The organism is Segatella asaccharophila, from assembly GCF_054687055.1.
Genome location: NZ_BAACAN010000004.1, coordinates 98,022 through 118,871, shown reverse-complemented (window position 1 = coordinate 118,871; position 20,850 = coordinate 98,022). Strand labels below are relative to the sequence as shown.

At 44.7% G+C, this 20,850-nt stretch carries 17 protein-coding genes; 8 read left to right on the top strand and 9 right to left on the bottom strand.

All coding sequences use genetic code 11. The annotated features are described in order from the left end of the window. From ACYRYG_RS03815 to ACYRYG_RS03800, 4 genes are all read right to left on the bottom strand, one after another. Positions 1-3,207, bottom strand: coding sequence for a SusC/RagA family TonB-linked outer membrane protein (locus ACYRYG_RS03815; protein ID WP_460197680.1), 3,207 nt, complete (start codon positions 3,205-3,207; stop codon positions 1-3). A gap of 228 nt (positions 3,208-3,435) precedes the next feature. After that, a complete protein-coding gene (locus tag ACYRYG_RS03810; protein WP_293419853.1) occupies positions 3,436-4,440 on the bottom strand; it encodes a FecR family protein in 1,005 nt (334 codons plus the stop codon). A 69-nt stretch (positions 4,441-4,509) separates the two neighbouring features. Then, the gene (locus tag ACYRYG_RS03805) at positions 4,510-5,103 is read right to left on the bottom strand and encodes an RNA polymerase sigma-70 factor (protein ID WP_460197679.1); all 594 of its coding nucleotides are present in this window, start codon (positions 5,101-5,103) and stop codon (positions 4,510-4,512) included. A 57-nt stretch (positions 5,104-5,160) separates the two neighbouring features. After that, entirely contained in the window at positions 5,161-6,264 is a 1,104-nt protein-coding gene (locus ACYRYG_RS03800) for an Mrp/NBP35 family ATP-binding protein (RefSeq protein WP_293419859.1), read from the bottom strand. 380 nt (positions 6,265-6,644) lie between these two features. Between ACYRYG_RS03800 and ACYRYG_RS03795 the strand changes: the two genes are divergently transcribed. Then, positions 6,645-8,534 carry a glycosyl hydrolase 115 family protein gene (locus ACYRYG_RS03795; protein WP_460197678.1) on the top strand — a complete coding sequence of 630 codons (1,890 nt, stop codon included), beginning with the start codon at positions 6,645-6,647 and terminating at the stop codon, positions 8,532-8,534. A gap of 34 nt (positions 8,535-8,568) precedes the next feature. On the opposite strand, the gene trmB is transcribed toward ACYRYG_RS03795, so the two are convergent. The 5 genes from trmB to ACYRYG_RS03770 form a co-directional block, all read right to left on the bottom strand. Beyond that, on the bottom strand, positions 8,569-9,339 hold the full coding sequence (gene trmB, locus ACYRYG_RS03790) for a tRNA (guanosine(46)-N7)-methyltransferase TrmB (protein WP_293419868.1): 771 nt from the start codon (positions 9,337-9,339) through the stop codon (positions 8,569-8,571). 118 nt (positions 9,340-9,457) lie between these two features. Beyond that, positions 9,458-10,474: a branched-chain amino acid aminotransferase gene (locus ACYRYG_RS03785; RefSeq protein WP_293419871.1), complete on the bottom strand. Its 1,017-nt coding sequence runs from the start codon at positions 10,472-10,474 to the stop codon at positions 9,458-9,460. A gap of 180 nt (positions 10,475-10,654) precedes the next feature. After that, positions 10,655-10,861: an exodeoxyribonuclease VII small subunit gene (gene xseB / locus ACYRYG_RS03780; protein WP_293419874.1), complete on the bottom strand. Its 207-nt coding sequence runs from the start codon at positions 10,859-10,861 to the stop codon at positions 10,655-10,657. A gap of 52 nt (positions 10,862-10,913) precedes the next feature. Continuing rightward, positions 10,914-12,212, bottom strand: coding sequence for an exodeoxyribonuclease VII large subunit (xseA, locus tag ACYRYG_RS03775; RefSeq protein WP_294077082.1), 1,299 nt, complete (start codon positions 12,210-12,212; stop codon positions 10,914-10,916). A 71-nt stretch (positions 12,213-12,283) separates the two neighbouring features. Beyond that, complete coding sequence (locus tag ACYRYG_RS03770) at positions 12,284-13,690, bottom strand: S8 family peptidase (protein ID WP_293425666.1); 1,407 nt, start codon at positions 13,688-13,690, stop codon at positions 12,284-12,286. Positions 13,691-13,965: 275 nt separating this feature from the next. Here ACYRYG_RS03770 and ACYRYG_RS03765 point away from each other — a divergent pair, with 275 nt between their 5' ends. The 7 genes from ACYRYG_RS03765 (at position 13,966) to purT (ending at position 20,816) form a co-directional block, all read left to right on the top strand. Continuing rightward, the gene (locus ACYRYG_RS03765) at positions 13,966-15,321 is read left to right on the top strand and encodes an MATE family efflux transporter (protein ID WP_293416453.1); all 1,356 of its coding nucleotides are present in this window, start codon (positions 13,966-13,968) and stop codon (positions 15,319-15,321) included. A 186-nt stretch (positions 15,322-15,507) separates the two neighbouring features. Beyond that, positions 15,508-16,926, top strand: a complete 1,419-nt coding sequence (locus ACYRYG_RS03760; RefSeq protein ID WP_293416451.1) for an MATE family efflux transporter — start codon at positions 15,508-15,510, stop codon at positions 16,924-16,926. 17 nt (positions 16,927-16,943) lie between these two features. Next, a complete protein-coding gene (locus tag ACYRYG_RS03755; RefSeq protein ID WP_460197675.1) occupies positions 16,944-17,609 on the top strand; it encodes a cytidylate kinase-like family protein in 666 nt (221 codons plus the stop codon). Beyond that, positions 17,606-18,115 (top strand): metallophosphoesterase family protein, encoded by a 510-nt coding sequence (locus ACYRYG_RS03750; RefSeq protein WP_460197674.1) that lies wholly within the window; start codon positions 17,606-17,608, stop codon positions 18,113-18,115. The genes ACYRYG_RS03755 and ACYRYG_RS03750 overlap by 4 nt, the downstream gene beginning before the upstream one ends. 37 nt (positions 18,116-18,152) lie before the next feature. Further along, on the top strand, positions 18,153-19,316 hold the full coding sequence (gene rfbB / locus ACYRYG_RS03745) for a dTDP-glucose 4,6-dehydratase (protein ID WP_293416445.1): 1,164 nt from the start codon (positions 18,153-18,155) through the stop codon (positions 19,314-19,316). Further along, entirely contained in the window at positions 19,300-19,611 is a 312-nt protein-coding gene (locus tag ACYRYG_RS03740) for a hypothetical protein (protein WP_293416443.1), read from the top strand. The genes rfbB and ACYRYG_RS03740 overlap by 17 nt, the downstream gene beginning before the upstream one ends. 20 nt (positions 19,612-19,631) lie before the next feature. After that, entirely contained in the window at positions 19,632-20,816 is a 1,185-nt protein-coding gene (gene purT / locus ACYRYG_RS03735; protein WP_293416441.1) for a formate-dependent phosphoribosylglycinamide formyltransferase, read from the top strand. Positions 20,817-20,850: the final 34 nt, after the last annotated feature.

Sequence of the window (20,850 nt, the reverse complement as noted above, 5' to 3'; positions counted from 1 at the left end):
TTATAGATTTACTTGTACTCCTAATGTAAAATGAATCGTTTGAGGATAAGTTCCATCTATGGTTTTTATTCTCTCGAAACCTGGAGCTAATCCATTAATATCTACTTCTGGATTTAAGCCATTATATCCTGTTATAGTAGCTACATTACGCGCCGTACAATATACTCGAATATTATCTATATATTTAAGTGCCTTTTCCGTATTAAACTTATAACCTACTGTAATAGCATCAATCTTCAAAAATGAAGCATTGTCCAACCAATAATCGCTTAGTATCTTGTCCTGAGTGACGTTTTTATTCTTTTCGTAAATCTTCTTTAAGACATTAGATTGAGAGTTGGTCTTTAATCCGTAATACATATTCGGTTGACTAAAAGCATCAAAATCCAACCAACTACGCAAATAAATTCCAAAGTCCCAATTTTTATAAGAAACGGTATTGTCCCACGATAAGATCAGCTTTGGAATTGCATTCCCCGTAAAGTGTTTGTTTGCGGATATCAAAGTCTTGTCATTCGCTTGAACAACCTGATTATCCTTATCATAAATCAACCATTTTCCATCCTTGTCAACACCCGCATTTTTGAACAAGAAATACTTACCAATGACCTGATTATTCATCAAACGTATTGCAGAACCTGGATTTCCCGGTGAAGGAAAAGTTTCCTGTTCGATATACTGACCTTCTCCTAAACCAATATTCAGCAATTTCGTTGTATTATGTGAAAATCGAAGTGTTGAGGAATACTTAAAATCTTTGTTTCGAATTACATCAGCACCCACTTCAAACTCCCAGCCTCGGTTCATCAAATTTCCAATGTTCTTCATAATTGTCGTATAAGACATCGGAGGCACTGGTGCATTCACCTCATAAAGTAAATCCTTAACCCTACGATAATACCAATCGAATTTACCATAAATACGGTTATTTAAAATCGAATAATCCAACCCGATATTCCATTCACCATTTTGTTCCCATTTTAAATCAGGATTAATATTACGCTGTTGTCCATATGCAGGGGTCCACGTACCAAGAATAGGCCACATATCATTGGATTTATACATCTTGACCGTATAGCCACTACCAAAATCATTGTTCCCAGTAATTCCATAACCAACTCTCAGCTTTAGGTCATTAATCCACTTAAAATTTTGCATGAACTTTTCACTGCTAATGCGCCATCCTCCAGAGACTGCCCAAAAGTTTCCCCAACGATGATCCGGACCAAATTTAGAAGACCCCTCATGACGAATACTCGCCATTAGTATATATTTATCTGCATATGAATAATTAGCACGGACAAAAAAAGCTAGCAAGCGTTCACGTGGATCTTTTGCAGAATTCATATTTGCACGTCCATCTGTTAAATAACTTCCGGAAGCCATATCCCAAGGTCCAACACCTTCTACAGGAAAATTATAGTTAGTCATATTGAAGTTTTCACCATTTGATTCCCAAAAACTCCAACCCCCAACAGCCTGAATTGAATGATTTTCTCCAAAAATCTTTCGATAAGTAGCATAAGCCTCAGCTGAAACATAATCATCTTTACTATAAGCCTGATATGCTTCTCCAGCTCTAGTATTATCCAATGATTCCCGATGATTGGCAGACACCCATGACGTATTCTCCCATTGTGACTTCTGGTAACCTAAAGTACCTTGCACATTTAAGTCATTGGTAATATCAATTTTTAAGGTTGCGTTAGCCAAAAGCCACTGGTCCGTTGCCTTAACTGTTCGCAGCATAACATCTGCAACAGGATTAAAATCTGTTCCTGATATACCGTCTGATTCCAAGTTATATCCAGAAGGATCATTAGAATCATATAAAGGTGAAGTAGGATTTAAGGTCATGGCCATATTAAACAGTTCACTTGAATTACGTTGATCACGAATGGCCTCACGGTATTCCACGTTCCCAATGAATTTCACCTTTCCGTCAAACATATTATACTGGGCGTTCATGCGACCGGAATAATCCTTACGATTATCCCCGATTACTATCCCCTCTTGATTCTGATAGGTCAAAGTAGTATACAGTAACAATTTATCACTTCCACCTGAGAAATTTAAGACATGTCGATTAGAGAAATTCCCTTTGTGAATCAAAGCATCATACCAGTTTGTGCGCGAACCATAATTTTGTCCGATCCCATCAGCCACATATTCAGAGGCAGAAAGAAGCTCCGGTTTTTTCCTTACAACTTCTTTGGATAGTTCAATTGTATAAGAGACATTGACTTTGCCCTTTTTAGCGTGTTTAGTGGTTACCAATATAACCCCTCCGGCAGCACGAGTTCCATAAATAGCTCCGGCAGAAGCATCTTTCAGCACATCAATAGAAGCAATATCTTCCTGATTTAAAGCTCTCAGATCTCCACCCGGAATTCCGTCAATAACCACCAGTGGACCCTTCCCAGCATTTACAGAAGCAACACCTCTTAACTGGAACCCATTGCTGCTATTAGGACTGGATGTACCGGAAATAGTTAAACCAGATACTTTACCTTGAAGAGCAGTTGCAATGGTAGATCCTCCGATACCGGGAATTAACTCATCTCCCTTTACGGAAGTAATAGAACTGGTCACTTCTCTCTTCTGCATACTTCCATATCCAACCACGACAACTTCGTTCAGAGCTTTATAATCCTCATTCAATACTATTTTTTCATTTGTATTTGGCCTAACCTGCTTTGTCCTATACCCAATATAAGAAATTAACAAATCATTCCCGGCAGAAACATCTAAAGAATAATGCCCATTGATATCAGTCACAGTACCATTTTTGGTCCGATTTTCCATCACTGTTGCACCAATAATCGGTTCACCCTTCTCGTCAGTTACCCGACCAGAAGCCTTAATAGTGGATTTCTGCTGTTGAACATCTTCTTTCCTTGGTTGTGTAAATACAGACATTCGATGCCTCACAATAATTGACTTTCCTTGAATTTCATAGGTCGCGTTCTGTCCTTGTAAAATTTGTCTTACTGCCTCATTTATAGATTGGGCATTGACGGTAACCTTTTTCTTTGTATCCAAATCTGCCCTTTCATAAACAAAGGAATATCCTGTTTTCTGTTTAAGTTCTATTATCGCCTTGCGAACTGTAATATTTTGGAACCTTAGATTTAGATTCTGAGAAAAGGCTCCTATACTAATCGACAAGGTAGCTAATAATAATAACACTTTGTGTTTGTAATTCATAATAAATTAAAATTAATATTTAAATTATTTACAGTATCAGAAAGGGTATGAGAAAAATGTTATCTTTGCATTATTCTCAAGCCATTCCATCATCCATAGAATGTTTAGAGATACCGAATGGGAAGATCCGTAACATCTTCTCATTCCTATTTTTGTCTCCTTTATTCAATAATCATCTTTTTCTTTTTTTCATGGTTTTAATCATTTAAATAATTAATATAGATACTATCAGTATATTGTCACCTGATTCCCTTGTATACGATATCTGAACTTTCCAGTTGAGGACAAGGCCCTCAAGACTTCATTCAGACTTTGATCATGCCTCAAGAAATCACCGTAAAAATGACATCTCATCACGGCAGGATTCATAACATTTATCTTAACATTATAGCTCCGCTCCAAGGTCTGGATCAGATATTGCATCGACTGTCCATCAAATATAAGTTGGCCTGTGGTCCACTGACTATTCGCAACTGCATCACAATTTTTAAGTTTGACAATGCCACTAGCCTTGGCAATCACTGCCTTCTGGTTAGGCTGCAGATAATATACGGTCTTTATGTTCCGTAAGTCCTGGAACGACACTTTACCTTCTGTCAAAGTTATCTCGGCTTCCGCATCAGAGGAATAATTCCGGACATTAAACTGAGTACCCAGATCATGAATCAGCAAGTTGCCTGAGCTGATGCTGAAAGGCAACTTCTGATTCCTCTTTACTTTAAAATAACCTTCACCTATTAGACGGAGTTTTCTATCTGTAATACCGAATCCTTGAGAATAAATAATCTTGGAATTGGAATTCAGCCACACCTGACTGCCATCAGGTAAGCTCAACTTTGCCAATCCTCCACGTGGAGCCTCTATTACAACATCCACGAAACGAGAAGCCATCCTGTTCCTGCTATAGAAAAATGCAGTAAGCACCAGTACACCAATGATCACTAATCCTGCTGCATATCTCATCCAGACACGAAGATGACGCCAGTGCCTGTTTGATGCAGAAGACGCAGCCACACGCTGGCGGAATACTTCAAATGCTTTCTCCTTATCATATCTGGAAAGGATTTCATTATCCTCAGCGGAAAACCAGATCTCCTGCTCCTCTTCAAAGCACTTCCGATTCTCGGGAGAAAGGGAAATCCATTCTTCCAATTCCTTCCGCCCGGAGACATCCAAGTCATTCTCAAAAAGGCGGATCATCAAATCTTCAATATGATCGTTTTCGGTTTTCATTGGCACATTACGATTGAATGACGAAAAAAAAAGATTCCGGGGTAGGTGGAATCTCACTTTATTTTAAAATTAATGATTAAAAAAGAATAGGATGATCAACAAAAGGTATTTTTGCAAATCTTTTCTCAGAAAGGACAAAGCATATCGCAGATGATATTTCACCGTATTGACACTGATCCCAAGTTGTTCAGCTATTTCCGGATTATGCTTCCCCTCAAAGCGGCTCATTTTAAATACCTGTCGGCATTGTGACGGCAGCCGGTCAATTGCCTGTCTGATCCGTTCCTCCAGTTCCCTTTCCAGTAATCGTCCTAAAGGATAGTCGTCATCCTCCAGATAATTTGTGTCAGGAACACTCACAGATGAATCTTCCGGTATCCGGACCTCACGAAGGTGGTATTGTGATTTCAGATAGTCCTTGCACCGGTTTCTGACACAACTGACCAGATAGCTGCGAATAGTTGTCCGGATATTAAGATCTGCCCTGATTTCCCAAATATGGAAAATCACATCACCGGCAATGGTCTCTGACAGAAAGTCATCATGAACATACTGACAGGCAACATGGCATAAGACCGGGTAATGCTTATCATACAAATATCTGTATGCCTCCTCATTCCCCAGTCTTAACTGTTCGATAATAAGAGATTCCGTCCTATCCATATCAAAACACGAAATGTCCTCATATACAATAGAGAATTCTCAAATGAACCTATGAATTTACTTTCTCTTGACCTGAACCACCTTCGTAGGTTTCATGTCTTCATTACGACGATTTGTAACCGTCACGACAGCCTGGGCAAAAGTAATGAACGCACGGCCGGTGATGGAATCTACGTTCAGAGCAGCCGGCTTCCCGGCATCGCCACTGTCACAGATACTCTGGACAAGAGGAATTTGAGCCAGCAGAGGCACCCCCATCTCCTTAGCCAGATCCTTACATCCCTCTTTACCAAAGATATAATACTTGTTTTTTGGAAGTTCAGCCGGAGTGAACCACGCCATATTCTCAACCAGTCCGAGAATAGGAACATTAACCTTATCATTACGGTACATATCAATCCCCTTACGGGCATCAGCCAAAGCCACTTTCTGAGGAGTACTGACAATAATGGCGCCCGTAATAGCCAGAGACTGAAGGAGCGTCAGATGAATATCACTCGTCCCAGGAGGAGTATCCAGAATAAAATAGTCCAGGTCACCCCAGTCCGCATCCCTGATCAACTGAGTGAGCGCGTTAGAAGCCATCATCCCACGCCAAAGTGTAGCAGTATCAGGATTAACAAAGAAGCCGATGGAAAGGATCTTAATCCCATATTTTTCTATCGGTTCAATCAGATCCCTGCCATCTTTCTTGATCCCGTAAGGACGGGCTTCCTCAAGTCCCAGCATTTTGGGAATCGAAGGGCCGAAGATATCGCAATCCAGTATCCCGACTTTAAAACCTAACTTAGACAGAGCAAGGGCCAGATTCACTGCTATCGTCGACTTGCCCACTCCCCCCTTGCCAGAACTCACCGCAATGACATTCTTTACATCAGGCAGGAATTTTCCAGGCTCAGGAGCTTTCTTAGACAAGAACTGTGTCGTAATCGTAACCTGGACATCAGGAGAGATCGAATAATGGATTGCAGACTCAGCTGCCTTCACGGTAGACTTGAGGAAGGGATCTGTTTCCCTGGGGAAGACAAGAGAGAAGGATACCGTCATTCCATCAATACGAATATTATCAGCTACCATATCACTATCTACGAGGTTCTTCTTCGTACCCGGATAGATCACTGTAGCCAGAGCATCTTTGATTAATTTAGGATATAAAGTCATACTTTTAATTCTTTTGCATTTAAAAAATCTTTTGAACATTTTTCATCATGAGGTTCTACTTACTATACAGATGACTGCGCGGAACCACACCAAGGGGTTGACCGGCTATCATTTCTTATCCCAACTGAGCATTGTCGCCATACCTGACCCTGCCGGCCACCAATGATAGATAAATCCTTGACCCGTAACAGTTTTCCAATGGATAGAAACAAAAAGACAAAAGGCTCTCCATGAAATGGAATCTTGCAGATTTACCTTTTTCTGATCATGCAAAATTATCAATAAAAGGTGTAAAATACAAATAAAAACTAAAATATTTCAGAAACCATTTAAATTTGCCTACCTTTGTCCTACTCAAAAAAGACATTCGAGAATCATTGATGAAAATAAAATATATTCTTTCTATACTCCTCATCTCTTCCTTACCTCGTACTTCCATGAAAGCACAAGACGTAGTTTGGTTCAATGGAAGACAGGCCGTAAGTTACAACCTTCAGAAGAAAGTCTCCCCCGTGGTCTTGACTGCGATGGAACTTTTCAGCCAGGATATGAAAGCTGTCACCGGTCATAGGGCAGAAAGGAAGAACAATGCTACCATCGAAATTTATCAACTCGACAAATCCTCCAATAAAGAGTTCAAGAGCCTGGGACAAGAGTTAGTTCCCATCAAGAATTTCATTGCCCGCAAGGAAAGTTTCTACATTGGCAGCCGGGGCGACAAAGTGATAATTGCAGGAAGTGACGGTCTAGGAACAGCTTACGGCATCCTCGAGTTATCACAGATGGCAGGAGTATCGCCGTGGGAGGACATTACAGGCATCGTACCTGAAAAGCGAAAATATCTGATCCTCAAATCAGGGTTCCAGACGATACAAACTCCCGGAATAACACATCGCGGACTATCCATCGTAGACCAGGGGCAATCCATATCAGACAACAAAGACTATGAGAATACTCTCAAACTGCTTCTTCGTCTGAAGGGTGATATGATCGTGACCCATGACGGGCACCACAGACATCTGCTAACGAATAAATCTTTCCATAATCTGGCTGCCAGATATGGCATCTCCATAGAGCCCTTGAAAAGTCTGAAACGCCCCACGATTCTTCCACTCGCCTATATACAAGATCCAGATCACCCTTTGAGCCTCACCAAAAGACAACCGGGATATGTTCTGGAAAAACTCAGCCAGAGCGAGGATAAGGATGCCTGGGTAGCTGCCATTCATATTCCCCATGCAGCAGATTATGACATCAGCCTTTTCTTCCATCTGGCGTGGAATCCCGACTATACTGATGCAAGCCATCTGACCGACAATTACCAGCAATGGTTATCCGGGCAGTTCGGAAATCTATTAGGAGGCAAACTTCTGCCACTCATGACGGAATACTATCGCCTTTCCGGAATTAGCAAACCAGAGTTTCAGGCTAAAGCTGATTTTAATTCAGCAGAATTCGGAAATGAACTGGGCCGGTACATCGCCACCTGGGAGAATCTGGCAAAGCGCCTGGAAAGTGAAGACTATCTGGTACGTCCAGAGGACAAAAAAGCCTATTTCTCAAGCATCAAATATCCTGTCCTTGCCTCCGCCTATACTACAAAAATGCATCTGGAAGCACAGGAAGCACGGAACATTGCCCGTCCCGGACTGTTTTACCAGGATACGGAAGCACTGGAAGCTGCCGCCAACAGCATGAAAGCCTATGAGCAAATCCTAAAACTGAATGATGAATATCCAGATCTTCCAACCGTCCCCACACCCTCGCTGCCTGGGAAACTGACAGACAAGCAGATTCAGAAATATTACACGGAACAAGACGAAGAACTGGAGCCTCTGGCTGGTGAATTGGATCACGTGGTCGCGCTGAATGCCAGTTCATACACGAACACGACGTATGGCACCACAAATATCCCTCTCTTAGGACACAGCAATGAAGTGGTAAAAGTCCCCCTAAACGGAGAACTGACCTATAATTTCATGAACGATAATGTTTCAGAAGACTCAGGAGTGGTCAAAATTGCCACGATTCCTGAAGGAAGTTATTCCTATTCCATAAATATAGATGGCCAGGTCATCAGGTATGTTACCACTCAGCCCACAGTGGCAGACAAACTCCGCGGACAGACCGTTACGACGATCCCGGTTTATCTTCCCTCTGGAGAGCATACACTCAGACTGAAAGCTTTATCCCCAAACGTTCTCTTCGATCAATGGATGTATGATGATGACGAGGACCGCATCTTTTACGTATTTCCAGTAACCTACTGATCCTTTAGAAAGATTCACTCCCTTCCACACATCCTCACTTACCGAAATCCAAGGTGCTGCGCTTGTCACGCCGGTAGCTCCGATAATCATCTAGAGGTATTTCCACCTCAGGTTCCAAAAGCTCTCCCTCTCGAGGCAGTTGGAATTTCATATATTTGATAGGTATACCCCGTTCGATCCACATATTCTCATAATAGGTATGGATACCCAGAATCTTCCGCGTAGCTTCATCAAGCCCCCTTTCATGATAAAGATCCTGAGAGGAAAAGAGCAATGCCAAATGGTTTACTTTTACTAATTCCTGTGTATACGTAAAAAGGAAATTAGAATCCGTCTTCAGATGAATAAGTCCATCATCCGTCAGGAAATGCCGGTAGCGATTTAGGAAAGAAGTACCAGACAGTCGTTTTCGAGCATTTTTCATCTGCGGATCACTGAAGGTCAACCAGATTTCCTGGACCTCATCCCGTTCAAAGAAACGGTCAATGATCTCGATATTCGTTCTGAGAAAGGCCACATTAGCCAGTCCTTCGTCAAGAGCCTCCCGGGCACCAGTCCACATCCGTGCACCCTTAATATCCACGCCGATGAAATTAACCTGTGGAAACAGCCGTCCCATTTCCACCGTATATTCCCCCTTTCCACAACCCAGTTCCAGGATGATAGGACAGTCATTATGAAAATACCTGTCCCGCCAATGTCCATTCATATCAAAAGGCATATTCTCAACAACTGAATAAGGATACTGGAAGACGTTCTTGAACGTCTCCATTTCCGCAAATTTTGCTAATTTACCTTTCCCCATTATATCAATTTTCTGCGTACAAAGGTAGATATTTAAAATGAGTTTGACAAAAAATGCCCACCAAAAAATCTGGCAGGCATTCTATAGAATATCAAACTTATGCTATGCTACGTTCCGATCAGTCAATCACCACAAGGGTCCAATTGTGCTTATCAGGAATCGTACCATACTGGATACCACGAAGAGTATTATAGAGTTTGGTAGACCACGGTCCCGGTTGATCACCAAACTTATACTTCTTGCCAGTATCCAGATCATCGAGTTCTGAAATCGGAGAGATGACAGCAGCCGTTCCACAAGCCCCTGCCTCATCGAAAGTATCCAACTCCTCCACAGGGACAGGCCGGCGCTCAACCTTCAGCCCTAAGTCTTCAGCGATCTGAATCAGACTTTTATTAGTGATAGAAGGAAGAATAGAGGTACTCTTCGGAGTAACATACGTATTATTCTTGATGCCGAAGAAATTAGCAGCGCCACATTCATCAACATATTTCTTCTCCTTGGAATCAAGATAAAACTCACTACCATAGCCCTTATTCGCAGCAAACATGTGCGCACGAAGAGAGGCAGCATAATTTCCACCCACTTTATAAATACCTGTACCCAGAGGAGCGGCGCGGTCATAATCACGGACAATGGCATACTTATTACTGACGAAACCACCCTTGAAATAAGGTCCTACCGGAGTAACAAAGATCAAGAAAAGATAATCCTTAGAAGGATGAACCCCTACCTGCGGGCTGATGCCAATCAGCAATGGACGGATATACAATGTTGCCCCACTCTCATAAGGCGGAATATATTCCTGATTTAGGCGGACAACTTTCTTGACCATTTCCGTAAACATCTCTGTAGGAACCTTCGGCATCACGATTCCATCACAAGTACTCTGCAGGCGCGCCGCATTATCCTTCACACGAAAGATGCGGACCTTCCCGTCCGGGCAACGATAAGCTTTCAATCCCTCAAAAGCTTCCTGACCATAGTGCAGGCAAGTAGCAGCAATATGCATTCTGATGTACTCATCAGAGCAAACTTCTATCTCACCCCATTTCCCGTTACGATAATAGCAACGGACATTGTAGTCGGTTGGAATATAACCAAACGACAAATTAGCCCAATCTAAATCTTTCATAATCACACTGATTTAAATGTTCTATGTTGTAGTTTATTGCAAAAGTACGAAAATAATTAATAATTTGCAACTTTTCAAGAGAGAATTAGATATCTGTCCCCAAAAATAAAGATTGAAAGAAATCCACTATTATTGGTAACCTGTTCTGAATCAGTCAAAGTCATCCTCCTTCCATCCCGATCAAGACTCATCTTTGTCTAATATCTGATGGATCTCATCATCCGTTTTCATCAACTTATCTTTACACAACTTGATCAGTTTTTTAGCCTTTTCAAGTTGGTCTGTCAGGGAGTCAATATCCAGTTCGTCATTTTCCATTTTATGGACAATCTCTTCTAGCTGATGTACTGCCTCTTCATATTTTATAGTTGTTGTTCTTTTTGCCATCTTTACAAATCTATTATGACCCTTTATTTAAGTTTCCTTTCTGTCAGATTCCTCATTTAATAATCGACCTGACCTCTCCCTTGGACAGTCTGGTTTCCACCTCATCACCCTTTTTTAAGAGTGCCGCATCACGAACACTCTTCCCATGATAGAGCGTGATACTATATCCCCGGCTCAAGAGACGCTGGGGATCCGCCGACCGGATTCTCTGGTTTAGGAGTTCAAGGCGATGCTGCTCTCCTTCCATCTTATGCCGGATGATTTCCGGTATACGCTGTGTCCAGTCCCCGATCCTGTGTTTCTCCTCAGAAGACAGTTGTTTAGCAGCAGCAAAGAGCCTCAACCGCAGACTCTCCAACCTGCTCTCCTGGCGTGTCCTGACCAATGAGAAAAGAGACGGAATCTGATCTGCCAGCCGACTCAGCCGTAACTTTTCCATTTGCAGTTGACGCTGCACGAGGTCTGCGATCTCCTCCCTCGCATTTTCTATCCGCGCATAAGTATCCTGCAGATGATCAACCAGGAAATCAGCAGCAGCAGTAGGTGTCTTTACCCGTGCATGGGATACCCTATCCAGCACACTCTCATCCCGTTCATGTCCGATTCCAGTAATAATAGGCAAGGGGAAGTTAGCCACATTCTCAGCCAGTTCCAACGAATCAAAACCAGAAAGATCACTTGTTGCACCTCCGCCGCGGATGATGACGACCACGTCAAAATCATCCTGACGGACAAAAATAGCATTCAGGGCATTGATCATACTTCGTTCCACTCCTTCGCCCTGCATCGTCGTCTGGAAGAGTTCTGTGGTAAACTGAAAGCCAAAGTTATTCTCAAACAGTTGATGGCAGAAATCCCCATATCCTGCCGCACCCCCACTGGAAATAACGGCAACACGCTGGGCAAAAAGGCAAAGAGACAATTCCTTCTGAAGATCCAGCACCCCCTCCTGCTGCAACTGGCGGATAATTTCCAGACGCTTGCGGGCCATATCCCCCAACGTATAATCAGGATCAATATCTTCAACGATCCAGGAAAATCCATAGTTCTCATGAAACTGTGCATGAACCTGCAAAAGCATTTTCATTCCCGAGTGCAAGGTCTGTCCGGTAACTCTTTCGAAAGCAGGCTTGAGGAGGAGCCATGTTGAGCGCCAGCATTTTGCCGAAGCCCGGGCAACAGGCGTATTTGAAGTCTCTTCCTTCTGGATAAGCTCCATATAACAATTATGGTTCACCTCCCGGACCTGTGACAGTTCAGCCTGCACCCAGTAAGCACCCGGCATGTCCAGATTGATGAGGTCCCGGACCATACAGTTCAATTCATATAATGTCAATGGTTTCTGATTCATCTTCTCGTTTTTTTTTGTCCGGTCCAGCGGTAAGACAACACATCCCATCCCCAACATCAGGAACGAGTTTATCAGTCGTTCCCCCTTCCAAGTTGATACGCTTTCCAGAAATCCGGAACACCATAGCCATAGATATTATCAGGATGAACATGACGGTCTGCACTTTCCCTGACTAAATCCATAATCTGAAAGGCCGTTTTATCCGGTAATGCCTGCCAGAGACAAGCCACCATACCGGCGATCAGAGGAGAAGCAAAGGAAGTTCCCATATCATTAAGGATCACCCCATGTCCTGTAACCACCTCCGTAGGGCTCCCGAAAGCCATGACATCAGGCTTAATCCTGCCGTCAGCAGTAGGCCCCACGGAACTGAACGGTGCATTAATCCCATTTGAGCTGATCGCACCCACCGTCAGGATGTGACGCGCATCAGCCGGAAAACTGATTTTTTTCCAGGTCCCCATACCATCATTCCCCGCACTGTTCACCAGGACGATACCTTTTCCTGCCAGTAGAGAAGCGGTACGAGAGATCAAAGCCGTCTCCCCATCCTGGTCTGCATAACAATAGTTCTGTGTGGAATCATCAAAATCATGATAGCCCAAAGAGCTATTGATGACATCCACTCCTACAGAGTCAGCATATTCGGCTGCCTCCGCCCAGTAGTCCTCTTCAGCCTGACTTTCCGTCTGTGCATCCTCGCTCCGAAGCAACAGATAGGAAGCATCAGGAGCCGTGCCGATATAATAGTGAGGAATATCCACCGCCATAGCAGAAAGGACCATCGTGCCATGCTCGATCTCATTGAAAAGATTCTTTGATTTAGGGACCACAAAATCAGCAATCCCCACAATATGTACTGTATTGAAAGCCGGAATTTTATCCACATTCATATAGCCACCGTCTATAACCCCTATTAATTCCCCTCTTCCACGAAAGCCAGCATGATGAAGCGCAACACCGTCCAGGTTCTCTACCTGGGCCTGCGTGGCACCATATTCATCCTTCGTATCCGTTTCCCAACTATTGAATTCTTTCTGAAATCCGGAGCGGGCACGTAAGGTAAGAGAGTCCGGAGAGGTAAAGACCTTCTTCTCGCTCCGGATAAAAGGAAGTCCCACCAGAGCCTTCAGATCTTTCCGCGAATGAATCCTGATCAAAACCGTATTATTCCACTTGCTTTTCCCGACAATTTCTATGCCACATCCACGAAGGGCCGCGATGTAGTCCGGAGAAACCGGAAGATCTGTACTGTCTATAGCCAAGTGCTGTCTCTGCCGACGTTCCAGGGAACGCTGGGAAAGATACGCCTCCGGATGGCTAAGAGAATAGAAAGAATGGCATTTGTCCTTCAGGTAAAGGCGGTAAAGATAAGTTTTGCCTCCCGGATAGCCCACCTTGGTCAATCCTAACGGAGTGGCCAATGACAGGACACCGGAAAAGACCAGCAGGAAAGACAAAAACAGATATTTCTTCATGATTCTTAGAATAATTCCCTTGTGGGTTACAAAAGTACTATAAATCTTGTAAAGCGCCAAACAATACAACTTTTTTAATATAGACAAGTAAAAGAGGAAGCCTAATTACAGTCCAGAACGATCTATATCACTTCTTCAACTACCTCTTTTCTTTCTTGTTCAAGAATGATGATCCCCATCTCCAACTCCTTTTATTAAAAAAAGTAACCAGATTCTGTCAGAGTTTGAATCTGATGAGATCCCATCTCACAAAAATTCTGTACCTTTGCATAAATATGGATAACAAAAAAGCCGCACTCGAATTAGGCACCCAGCCGATAGGCCGGCTCCTCATTCAATATGCTACACCGGGAATCATCGCTATGGTAGCCTCATCGCTCTATAACATCATTGACCGGATCTTCATCGGTCAGGTAGTAGGGCCTCTGGCCATCTCCGGTCTAGCCATCACCTTCCCGTTCATGAACCTGACCAGAGCCTTCGGGGCAGGAATAGGGGTGGGAGCATCTAATTCCATCTCCCTCAAACTCGGTCAGAAGGACTATCAGACCGCCGAAAACCTATTTGGGAACACTCTCATGCTTAACCTCATCATAGGATCTTCCGTAGGGATAATCTGTCTGATCTTTCTGGATCCCATCCTGAGATTCTTCGGAGCCAGCGATGCCACCATTCCCTACGCCCGGAGCTTTATGCAGATTCTCCTGGCGGGGAATGTTTTTGCGCACACCTATTTCGGCATGAACGCAGTACTGCGGGCATCCGGGAAACCCAAGATGGCCATGAAGTCCGTAATATTCACGGTGGTCATGAACATTTTCCTTGACATGATCTTTATCTGGTGGCTTCATTTCGGTATCCGTGGAGCAGCCTTTGCCACACTGATCTCACAAGCTCTAGCTCTCGCCTGGCAGATGAAAATATTTGCCAACAAGAACGAGTTGATACATCTTAAGAAAGGGATCTACAGGCTCCAGTCGGAATTAGTCAAAATGATCCTGTCCATAGGGATCTCCCCTTTCCTGATGAATGTCTTCATGTGCATCGTCGTCATCATCATGAACCATCAACTGGTCAAATACGGCGGTGACCTTGCCGTCGGTTCATACGGCATTGCCAACAGTATCGCGACCGTATTCGGAATGGTCGTCATGGGCATCAACCAAGGAATGCAGCCCATTGCCGGATACAACTATGGTGCAAGGCAACCTGACCGAGTTTTCAAAGTACTTAAATTATCTATTCTTGTCGCTACAGCAGCGATGACCTGTGGCTGGATCCTCGGCGAGTTCTTCCCCTACTATTGTGCCAGAATGTTCACTTCTGATGAACAACTGATCAATCTGTCCATCAAGGCCATCCGAATAAACCTGACCATGTTCCCACTATTAGGACTACAATTTGTAACCGTCAATTTCTTCCAGTGTATCGGTAAAGTCAAGATCAGCATATTTCTCTCCATGACCCGCCAGATGCTCTTTCTCCTGCCACTGCTAGCCATACTCCCGACAATCTTTGGGTTTGACGGTGTATGGTATTCTTTACCCGGAGCCGACTTCTCTTCTGCTACGCTCTCTGCCTGTATGCTGGCACACTTTATCCGGAGATACAAAAAGCAAAAAGCTATCTGATCGACCCATAAAGACCGGCAGAAATAAACTTGTGGCACAGTCTCCAGATAACAGGTGTACCCTACTTGCAAAAGGGCAGGGGTCAAGGAACCAACATAAAAAATAAAGGTTATCCATCATTATGAAAGAAAATCACTATCTTTGCAGTGATCTGGCCATCCCCAACAGATAAAATGACAAAACCGAATGGAAGGAACTTACGATAACAAGAAAGCCACACTGGAATTAGGCACACAACCCATAGGGAAACTATTATGGCGATATGCTATGCCGGGGATCATCGCCATGGTAGCCTCCTCGCTCTATAACATCATTGACCGGATCTTCATCGGTCAGGTGGTAGGCCCTCTGGCCATCTCCGGCCTTGCCATCACCTTTCCGTTCATGAACCTTGCCGGAGCTTTCGGCGAAGCCATCGGAATAGGCGCATCTACTGCTATCTCCATGAAACTGGGGCAGAAAGACTATCATACCGCAGAGAATCTGCTGGGCAACACCGTGGTGCTCAATCTGATCATCGGCATTGCCGTCGGCGCCATCTGCCTGGTCTTTCTGAATCCTAGTTTGCGATTCTTCGGCGCCAGCGATGCCACCCTCCCCTATGCCAGGAGTTTCATGCAAATCATCCTGTCAGGCAACGTCATCTTCCAGATGTACTATGGCATGAACGCCGTGCTCCGGTCTGCCAGTAAACCCAGACAGGCAATGTTCGCCACCCTCTTCACTGTAGTCATGAATATCTTCCTTGACATGGTCTTTATCTGGTGGCTGCATTTCGGCATCCGTGGAGCAGCCTGCGCCACCTTGATTTCCATGTCCCTTGCCCTCATCTGGCAGATGAAACTGCTCTGCAACAAGAAAGAGCTCCTGCATCTCCAGAAAGGAATCTACAAGTTGAAAAAGAGACTGGTACGACTGATCCTCAGCATCGGCATATCCCCTTTTCTGATGAACGTCTGTTCCTGCATCATCGTAATCTTCATGAATAGACAACTTGAACATTATGGAGGAGACTTCGCCGTGGGCTCCTACGGAATAGCAAATGGCATCGCTACCATATTTATCATGATCGTTTTCGGAATCAACTTGGGTATGCAACCCATAGCATCTTATAACTACGGAGCCCGGCTCTCTGACAGGCTATTCAGAGTGCTGAGATATTCCATTTACGGAGCTACAGCCGTCATGTCATCGGGATGGCTGATAGGAGAACTCCTCCCCCATTACTGTGCCCAGATGTTCACTACGGATCCCACCCTTATCAAGATGTCCGCAAAAGCTATACAGATCAACCAGCTCATGTTCCCCATTATCGGATTCCAAGTGGTGACTACTAATTTTTTCCAATTCATCGGAAAGGTAAAAATCAGCATTTTCCTGTCCCTGTCACGACAGCTCTTGTTTCTGTTGCCACTATTATTCGTGCTACCCACCTTTTTCGGACTGGACGGTGTGTGGTCTGCACTTCCTTCCGCAGACCTCATTGCAACCATAACAGCAGCCTGCGTACTCCTTTTTCATCTCCGCAAATATAAACAGGCCATAAGTACTTCCGGCTCAAAAGCCGGTCAAGAAGAATCATCAGAACGTTATCTTAAGAAATAACATAATGAGCATACAGTATGAAAGATGAAAAAATCATCATAACGGTTGGAAGGCAAATTGGAAGCGGTGGAAGGACCATCGCCAAAATTTTATCAGACGAGTTTCACTGCACTTTCTACGACAAGGAAATCCTCAACTTAGCCGCAAGAGAGAGTGGGTTATGTGAAAAATTCTTCGAAGAGAATGATGAGCGCAAAGGCACTTTCGGCAGTCTGTCCCACTTTCAGATCCCCTTTATCAGCGGAGGCAACACTTATGACAGTACGAGCCCTCAGGAACAGGTATATCAGTTTCAGAGTGACGTTATCCGGAAAGCAGCTGAAAAGGGGAGTTGCGTATTCGTCGGCAGGACAGCAGACTATCTGCTAAAGGACCATAAAGACATTGTCAATATCTTTATTACTGCTATCCCTGAAGCACGGGTAAAAAGAGTTTGTCAACGTATGAACATAGATGCAGGGGACGCCCGAAAGTATATCAAGGAACAGGAACGGGGAAGAGCATTGTATTACAATTTTTATACTGGAAAAAAATGGGGATTCAGCACTAGTTATGACCTGTGCATTGACTCCTCCGTCCTTGGCATAAAAGCCACGGCAGACTACATAGCCGAATTTATCAGACAAAGATTCAAATGCTCCGGGGAAAAAGGAGCAATCCAAAAAGAAAAAGAACAAGAATGAAGAAAATTGGAATTATCAGTGACACCCACAGCTACTGGGATGACCGCTATGAGAAATATTTCGGCCAGTGTGACGAGATATGGCATGCCGGAGACATTGGTTCCCTAGAACTGGCTGACAAATTTGAAGCCATGCACCCAGTATTCCGTGCCGTCTACGGGAATTGTGACGGTAATGAACTCCGGGAGAGATACCCAGAGATCCTCCAGTTCAAATGCGAAGACGTGGATGTGCTCATCAAGCATATCGGTGGATACCCCGGACATTATGACCGAAGCGTGAGAGGGATGCTTTATGCCAGTCCGCCCCAACTCTTTATCGACGGACATTCCCACATCCTGAAAATCAAATACGACAAGACCCTCGGGCTCCTGCACATCAATCCCGGAGCAGCTGGCATCACCGGTTGGCAAAAGGAACGGACAATGGTCCGGCTCACCATTGAAGGTCATCAGTTCTCTGACTGTGAAGTGATCACCCTGGGAGAGAACCGGTCCAGATTATAAAAGGAAATGATCATCATAGAACTAAAATACAAATAACATGAAAACTTACTTAGTTACCGGTGCCGCAGGCTTCATCGGAGCAAACTTTATCAAATACCTGTTGAAGAAATATAAGGACGATGAGATCAAGATCATTGTTCTCGATGCTCTCACCTATGCGGGAAACTTAGGCACCATCAAGGATGATATTGACAATAAGCGCTGCTTCTTCGTCAAGGGAAACATTTGCGACCGGAAGCTTGCAGATCAGTTGTTTACGGAGAATGACATCGACTATGTCATCAACTTTGCAGCCGAAAGTCATGTCGACCGGTCCATTGAAGATCCTCAACTTTTCCTTACCGTCAACATCCTGGGATGCCAGAACCTGATGGATGCAGCCAGGAAGGCATGGGTTACCGGCAAGGACGCCCAAGGATACCCTACCTGGAAAGCGGGCAAGCGGTTCCATCAGGTCTCTACCGATGAGGTCTACGGCTCTCTGGGATCCACCGGCTATTTCACGGAAGAGACACCCCTCAGTCCTCACAGTCCTTATTCGGCCAGCAAAGCCAGTGCTGATTTCGTAGTCAAAGCCTATCATGACACCTTTCACCTGCCCTGCACGATAACCCGTTGTTCCAACAACTACGGGCCTTACCAGTTCCCGGAAAAGTTGATCCCCTTGATGATCAACAATGTGCTGGAAGGCAAGAAGCTCCCAGTCTACGGTGAAGGTCTCAACATCCGCGACTGGCTGTATGTAGACGACCATTGTAAGGCAATTGATATGGTCGTCCGCCATGGGCGCGATGGACAGGCTTATAACATCGGCGGTCATAATGAGATGCGGAACATCGACATTGTCAAACTGATCATCAGGACCGTTCACGACCTGATGGCTAAGGATCCTTCTCTACGGAACATCCTTCATGACTCCGTGAAAAAGACACAAGGCACAGACAATGTGGACTGGATCAATGATAATCTGATCGAGCATGTGACCGACCGTCTGGGGCATGACCGCCGTTATGCCATTGATCCTACGAAAGCGAAGAAAGAACTCGGCTGGTACCCTGAGACTAGATTTGCCGATGGCATCAAGAAAACCATCGCCTGGAATCTGGACAACCAGAAATGGATAAAAGAGGTTACTTCCGGCGACTACCAGAAATACTACGATATCATGTACGGAAAGAACAGACATGGACAAGTTCTCTAAAGAATTCCAGGATACCCTCATCCGCCTGGGGCAGAACTCGGATAAGTTTTCCGCGCAGCAGGAACATTACATGCACCACCTGCTGCACCTGCTCACAGCCCAGGACGAGGTGATCTTCCGCGAATACTACGGGCTTTTCGGAACGGAGGTTCATCCTCTTGATGATCTTGCTTACCATCGGGGCATCAGCCCGGAAACGATGATGACAATCATTGAGAAAGACCTCCGTAAACTTGCCGTCACTCCGGAATGGCAGCAGGTGTTGAAGCCATTGATTACCGGATCTGAAACATAACACCTATTTAATATTGGCAAATGAAAAGAATCATGCTTTTAGGCTCAGGCGAACTGGGCAAGGAATTTACAATCGCAGCAAAGAGGGCAGGCCTTTACGTGATTGCCTGTGACAGGTACGCTAATGCTCCCGCCATGCAGGTAGCTGATGAACACGAGGTGTTCAGTATGCTGGATGGAAAAGCCTTACGTGCTGCTGTCAAGAAGTATCATCCGGATATTATTGTCCCGGAAATTGAAGCCATCCGGACCGAGTGCCTCTTTGATTTCGAGAAACAAGGTATCCAGGTTGTCCCTTCTGCACGTGCTGTCAACTACACCATGAACCGCCGCGCCATCAGGGATCTTGCGTCTCATGAACTGGGAGTCAGAACCGCCCGGTATGTCTATGCCAGAACGTATGAGGAGTTCAAGGCAGGTGCTGAGAAGATCGGATTCCCTTGCGTCGTCAAACCACTGATGTCTTCATCCGGGCACGGCCAGAGTTATGTCCATAATGAGGAAGAACTGGAAGCAGCTTATCGGGATGCCATGGAGGAAGGACGCGGAGATATTCCAGAAGTGATCATCGAAGAATTTATCGACTTCCAACTTGAATTCGTTCTCCTGACAATCACCCAGAAGAAAGGGCCGACCCTCTTCTGCCCTCCCATTGAAGATATTCAAAAAGGAGGAGACTACCGGGAGAGTTGGCAGCCGGCCGTAGATATTCCGGAAGGTGCTCTTCAGAAAGCTCGTGAGATGGCAGATAAAGTGACGAAAGCTTTGACCGGCTATGGCATCTGGGGAGTAGAGTTCTTCCTGACCAAACAAGGAGAAGTTGTCTTCTCGGAGCTCAGTCCCCGTCCTCATGACACTGGGATGGTCACCCTGAGCCACTCCACGAACCTGAACGAATTTGAACTGCATCTGCGTGCGATCATGGGCTGGCCGATTCCGGCTATCCATCTGGAGCATACCGGATGCAGTGCTGTTATCCTGTCTCCGATAGAATCAAAAACTCCATTAAAATACAACCTGACTGATGCATTGAAAGAAGACCGCACACGTATCCGTATCTTCGGCAAACCTGAAGCACATATCGGCAGACGAATGGGAGTGGCACTCTGTTACGGAGACCTGGGGGATGACGTCGATGCCTTGCGTGAAAAAGCCAGAAGGGCCGCACAAGCCGTTCTGGGCACTGATCCCTATATAAAAAAATAAGATTCTTCTCTGAAAAGACAATATCCCGGTCAAC

Coding starts and splice junctions, on each gene's coding strand:
- ACYRYG_RS03755 (WP_460197675.1), top strand. CDS start 16,944: ATGAAAGATGAAAAAATCATCATAACGGTTGGAAGGCAAATTGGAAGC.
- purT (WP_293416441.1), top strand. CDS start 19,632: ATGAAAAGAATCATGCTTTTAGGCTCAGGCGAACTGGGCAAGGAATTT.
- ACYRYG_RS03795 (WP_460197678.1), top strand. CDS start 6,645: ATGAAAATAAAATATATTCTTTCTATACTCCTCATCTCTTCCTTACCT.
- ACYRYG_RS03760 (WP_293416451.1), top strand. CDS start 15,508: ATGGAAGGAACTTACGATAACAAGAAAGCCACACTGGAATTAGGCACA.
- trmB (WP_293419868.1), bottom strand. CDS start 9,339: ATGGGGAAAGGTAAATTAGCAAAATTTGCGGAAATGGAGACGTTCAAG.
- ACYRYG_RS03785 (WP_293419871.1), bottom strand. CDS start 10,474: ATGAAAGATTTAGATTGGGCTAATTTGTCGTTTGGTTATATTCCAACC.
- ACYRYG_RS03750 (WP_460197674.1), top strand. CDS start 17,606: ATGAAGAAAATTGGAATTATCAGTGACACCCACAGCTACTGGGATGAC.
- xseB (WP_293419874.1), bottom strand. CDS start 10,861: ATGGCAAAAAGAACAACAACTATAAAATATGAAGAGGCAGTACATCAG.
- ACYRYG_RS03800 (WP_293419859.1), bottom strand. CDS start 6,264: ATGACTTTATATCCTAAATTAATCAAAGATGCTCTGGCTACAGTGATC.
- ACYRYG_RS03770 (WP_293425666.1), bottom strand. CDS start 13,690: ATGAAGAAATATCTGTTTTTGTCTTTCCTGCTGGTCTTTTCCGGTGTC.
- xseA (WP_294077082.1), bottom strand. CDS start 12,212: ATGAATCAGAAACCATTGACATTATATGAATTGAACTGTATGGTCCGG.
- ACYRYG_RS03740 (WP_293416443.1), top strand. CDS start 19,300: ATGGACAAGTTCTCTAAAGAATTCCAGGATACCCTCATCCGCCTGGGG.
- ACYRYG_RS03805 (WP_460197679.1), bottom strand. CDS start 5,103: ATGGATAGGACGGAATCTCTTATTATCGAACAGTTAAGACTGGGGAAT.
- ACYRYG_RS03810 (WP_293419853.1), bottom strand. CDS start 4,440: ATGAAAACCGAAAACGATCATATTGAAGATTTGATGATCCGCCTTTTT.
- ACYRYG_RS03815 (WP_460197680.1), bottom strand. CDS start 3,207: ATGAATTACAAACACAAAGTGTTATTATTATTAGCTACCTTGTCGATT.
- rfbB (WP_293416445.1), top strand. CDS start 18,153: ATGAAAACTTACTTAGTTACCGGTGCCGCAGGCTTCATCGGAGCAAAC.
- ACYRYG_RS03765 (WP_293416453.1), top strand. CDS start 13,966: ATGGATAACAAAAAAGCCGCACTCGAATTAGGCACCCAGCCGATAGGC.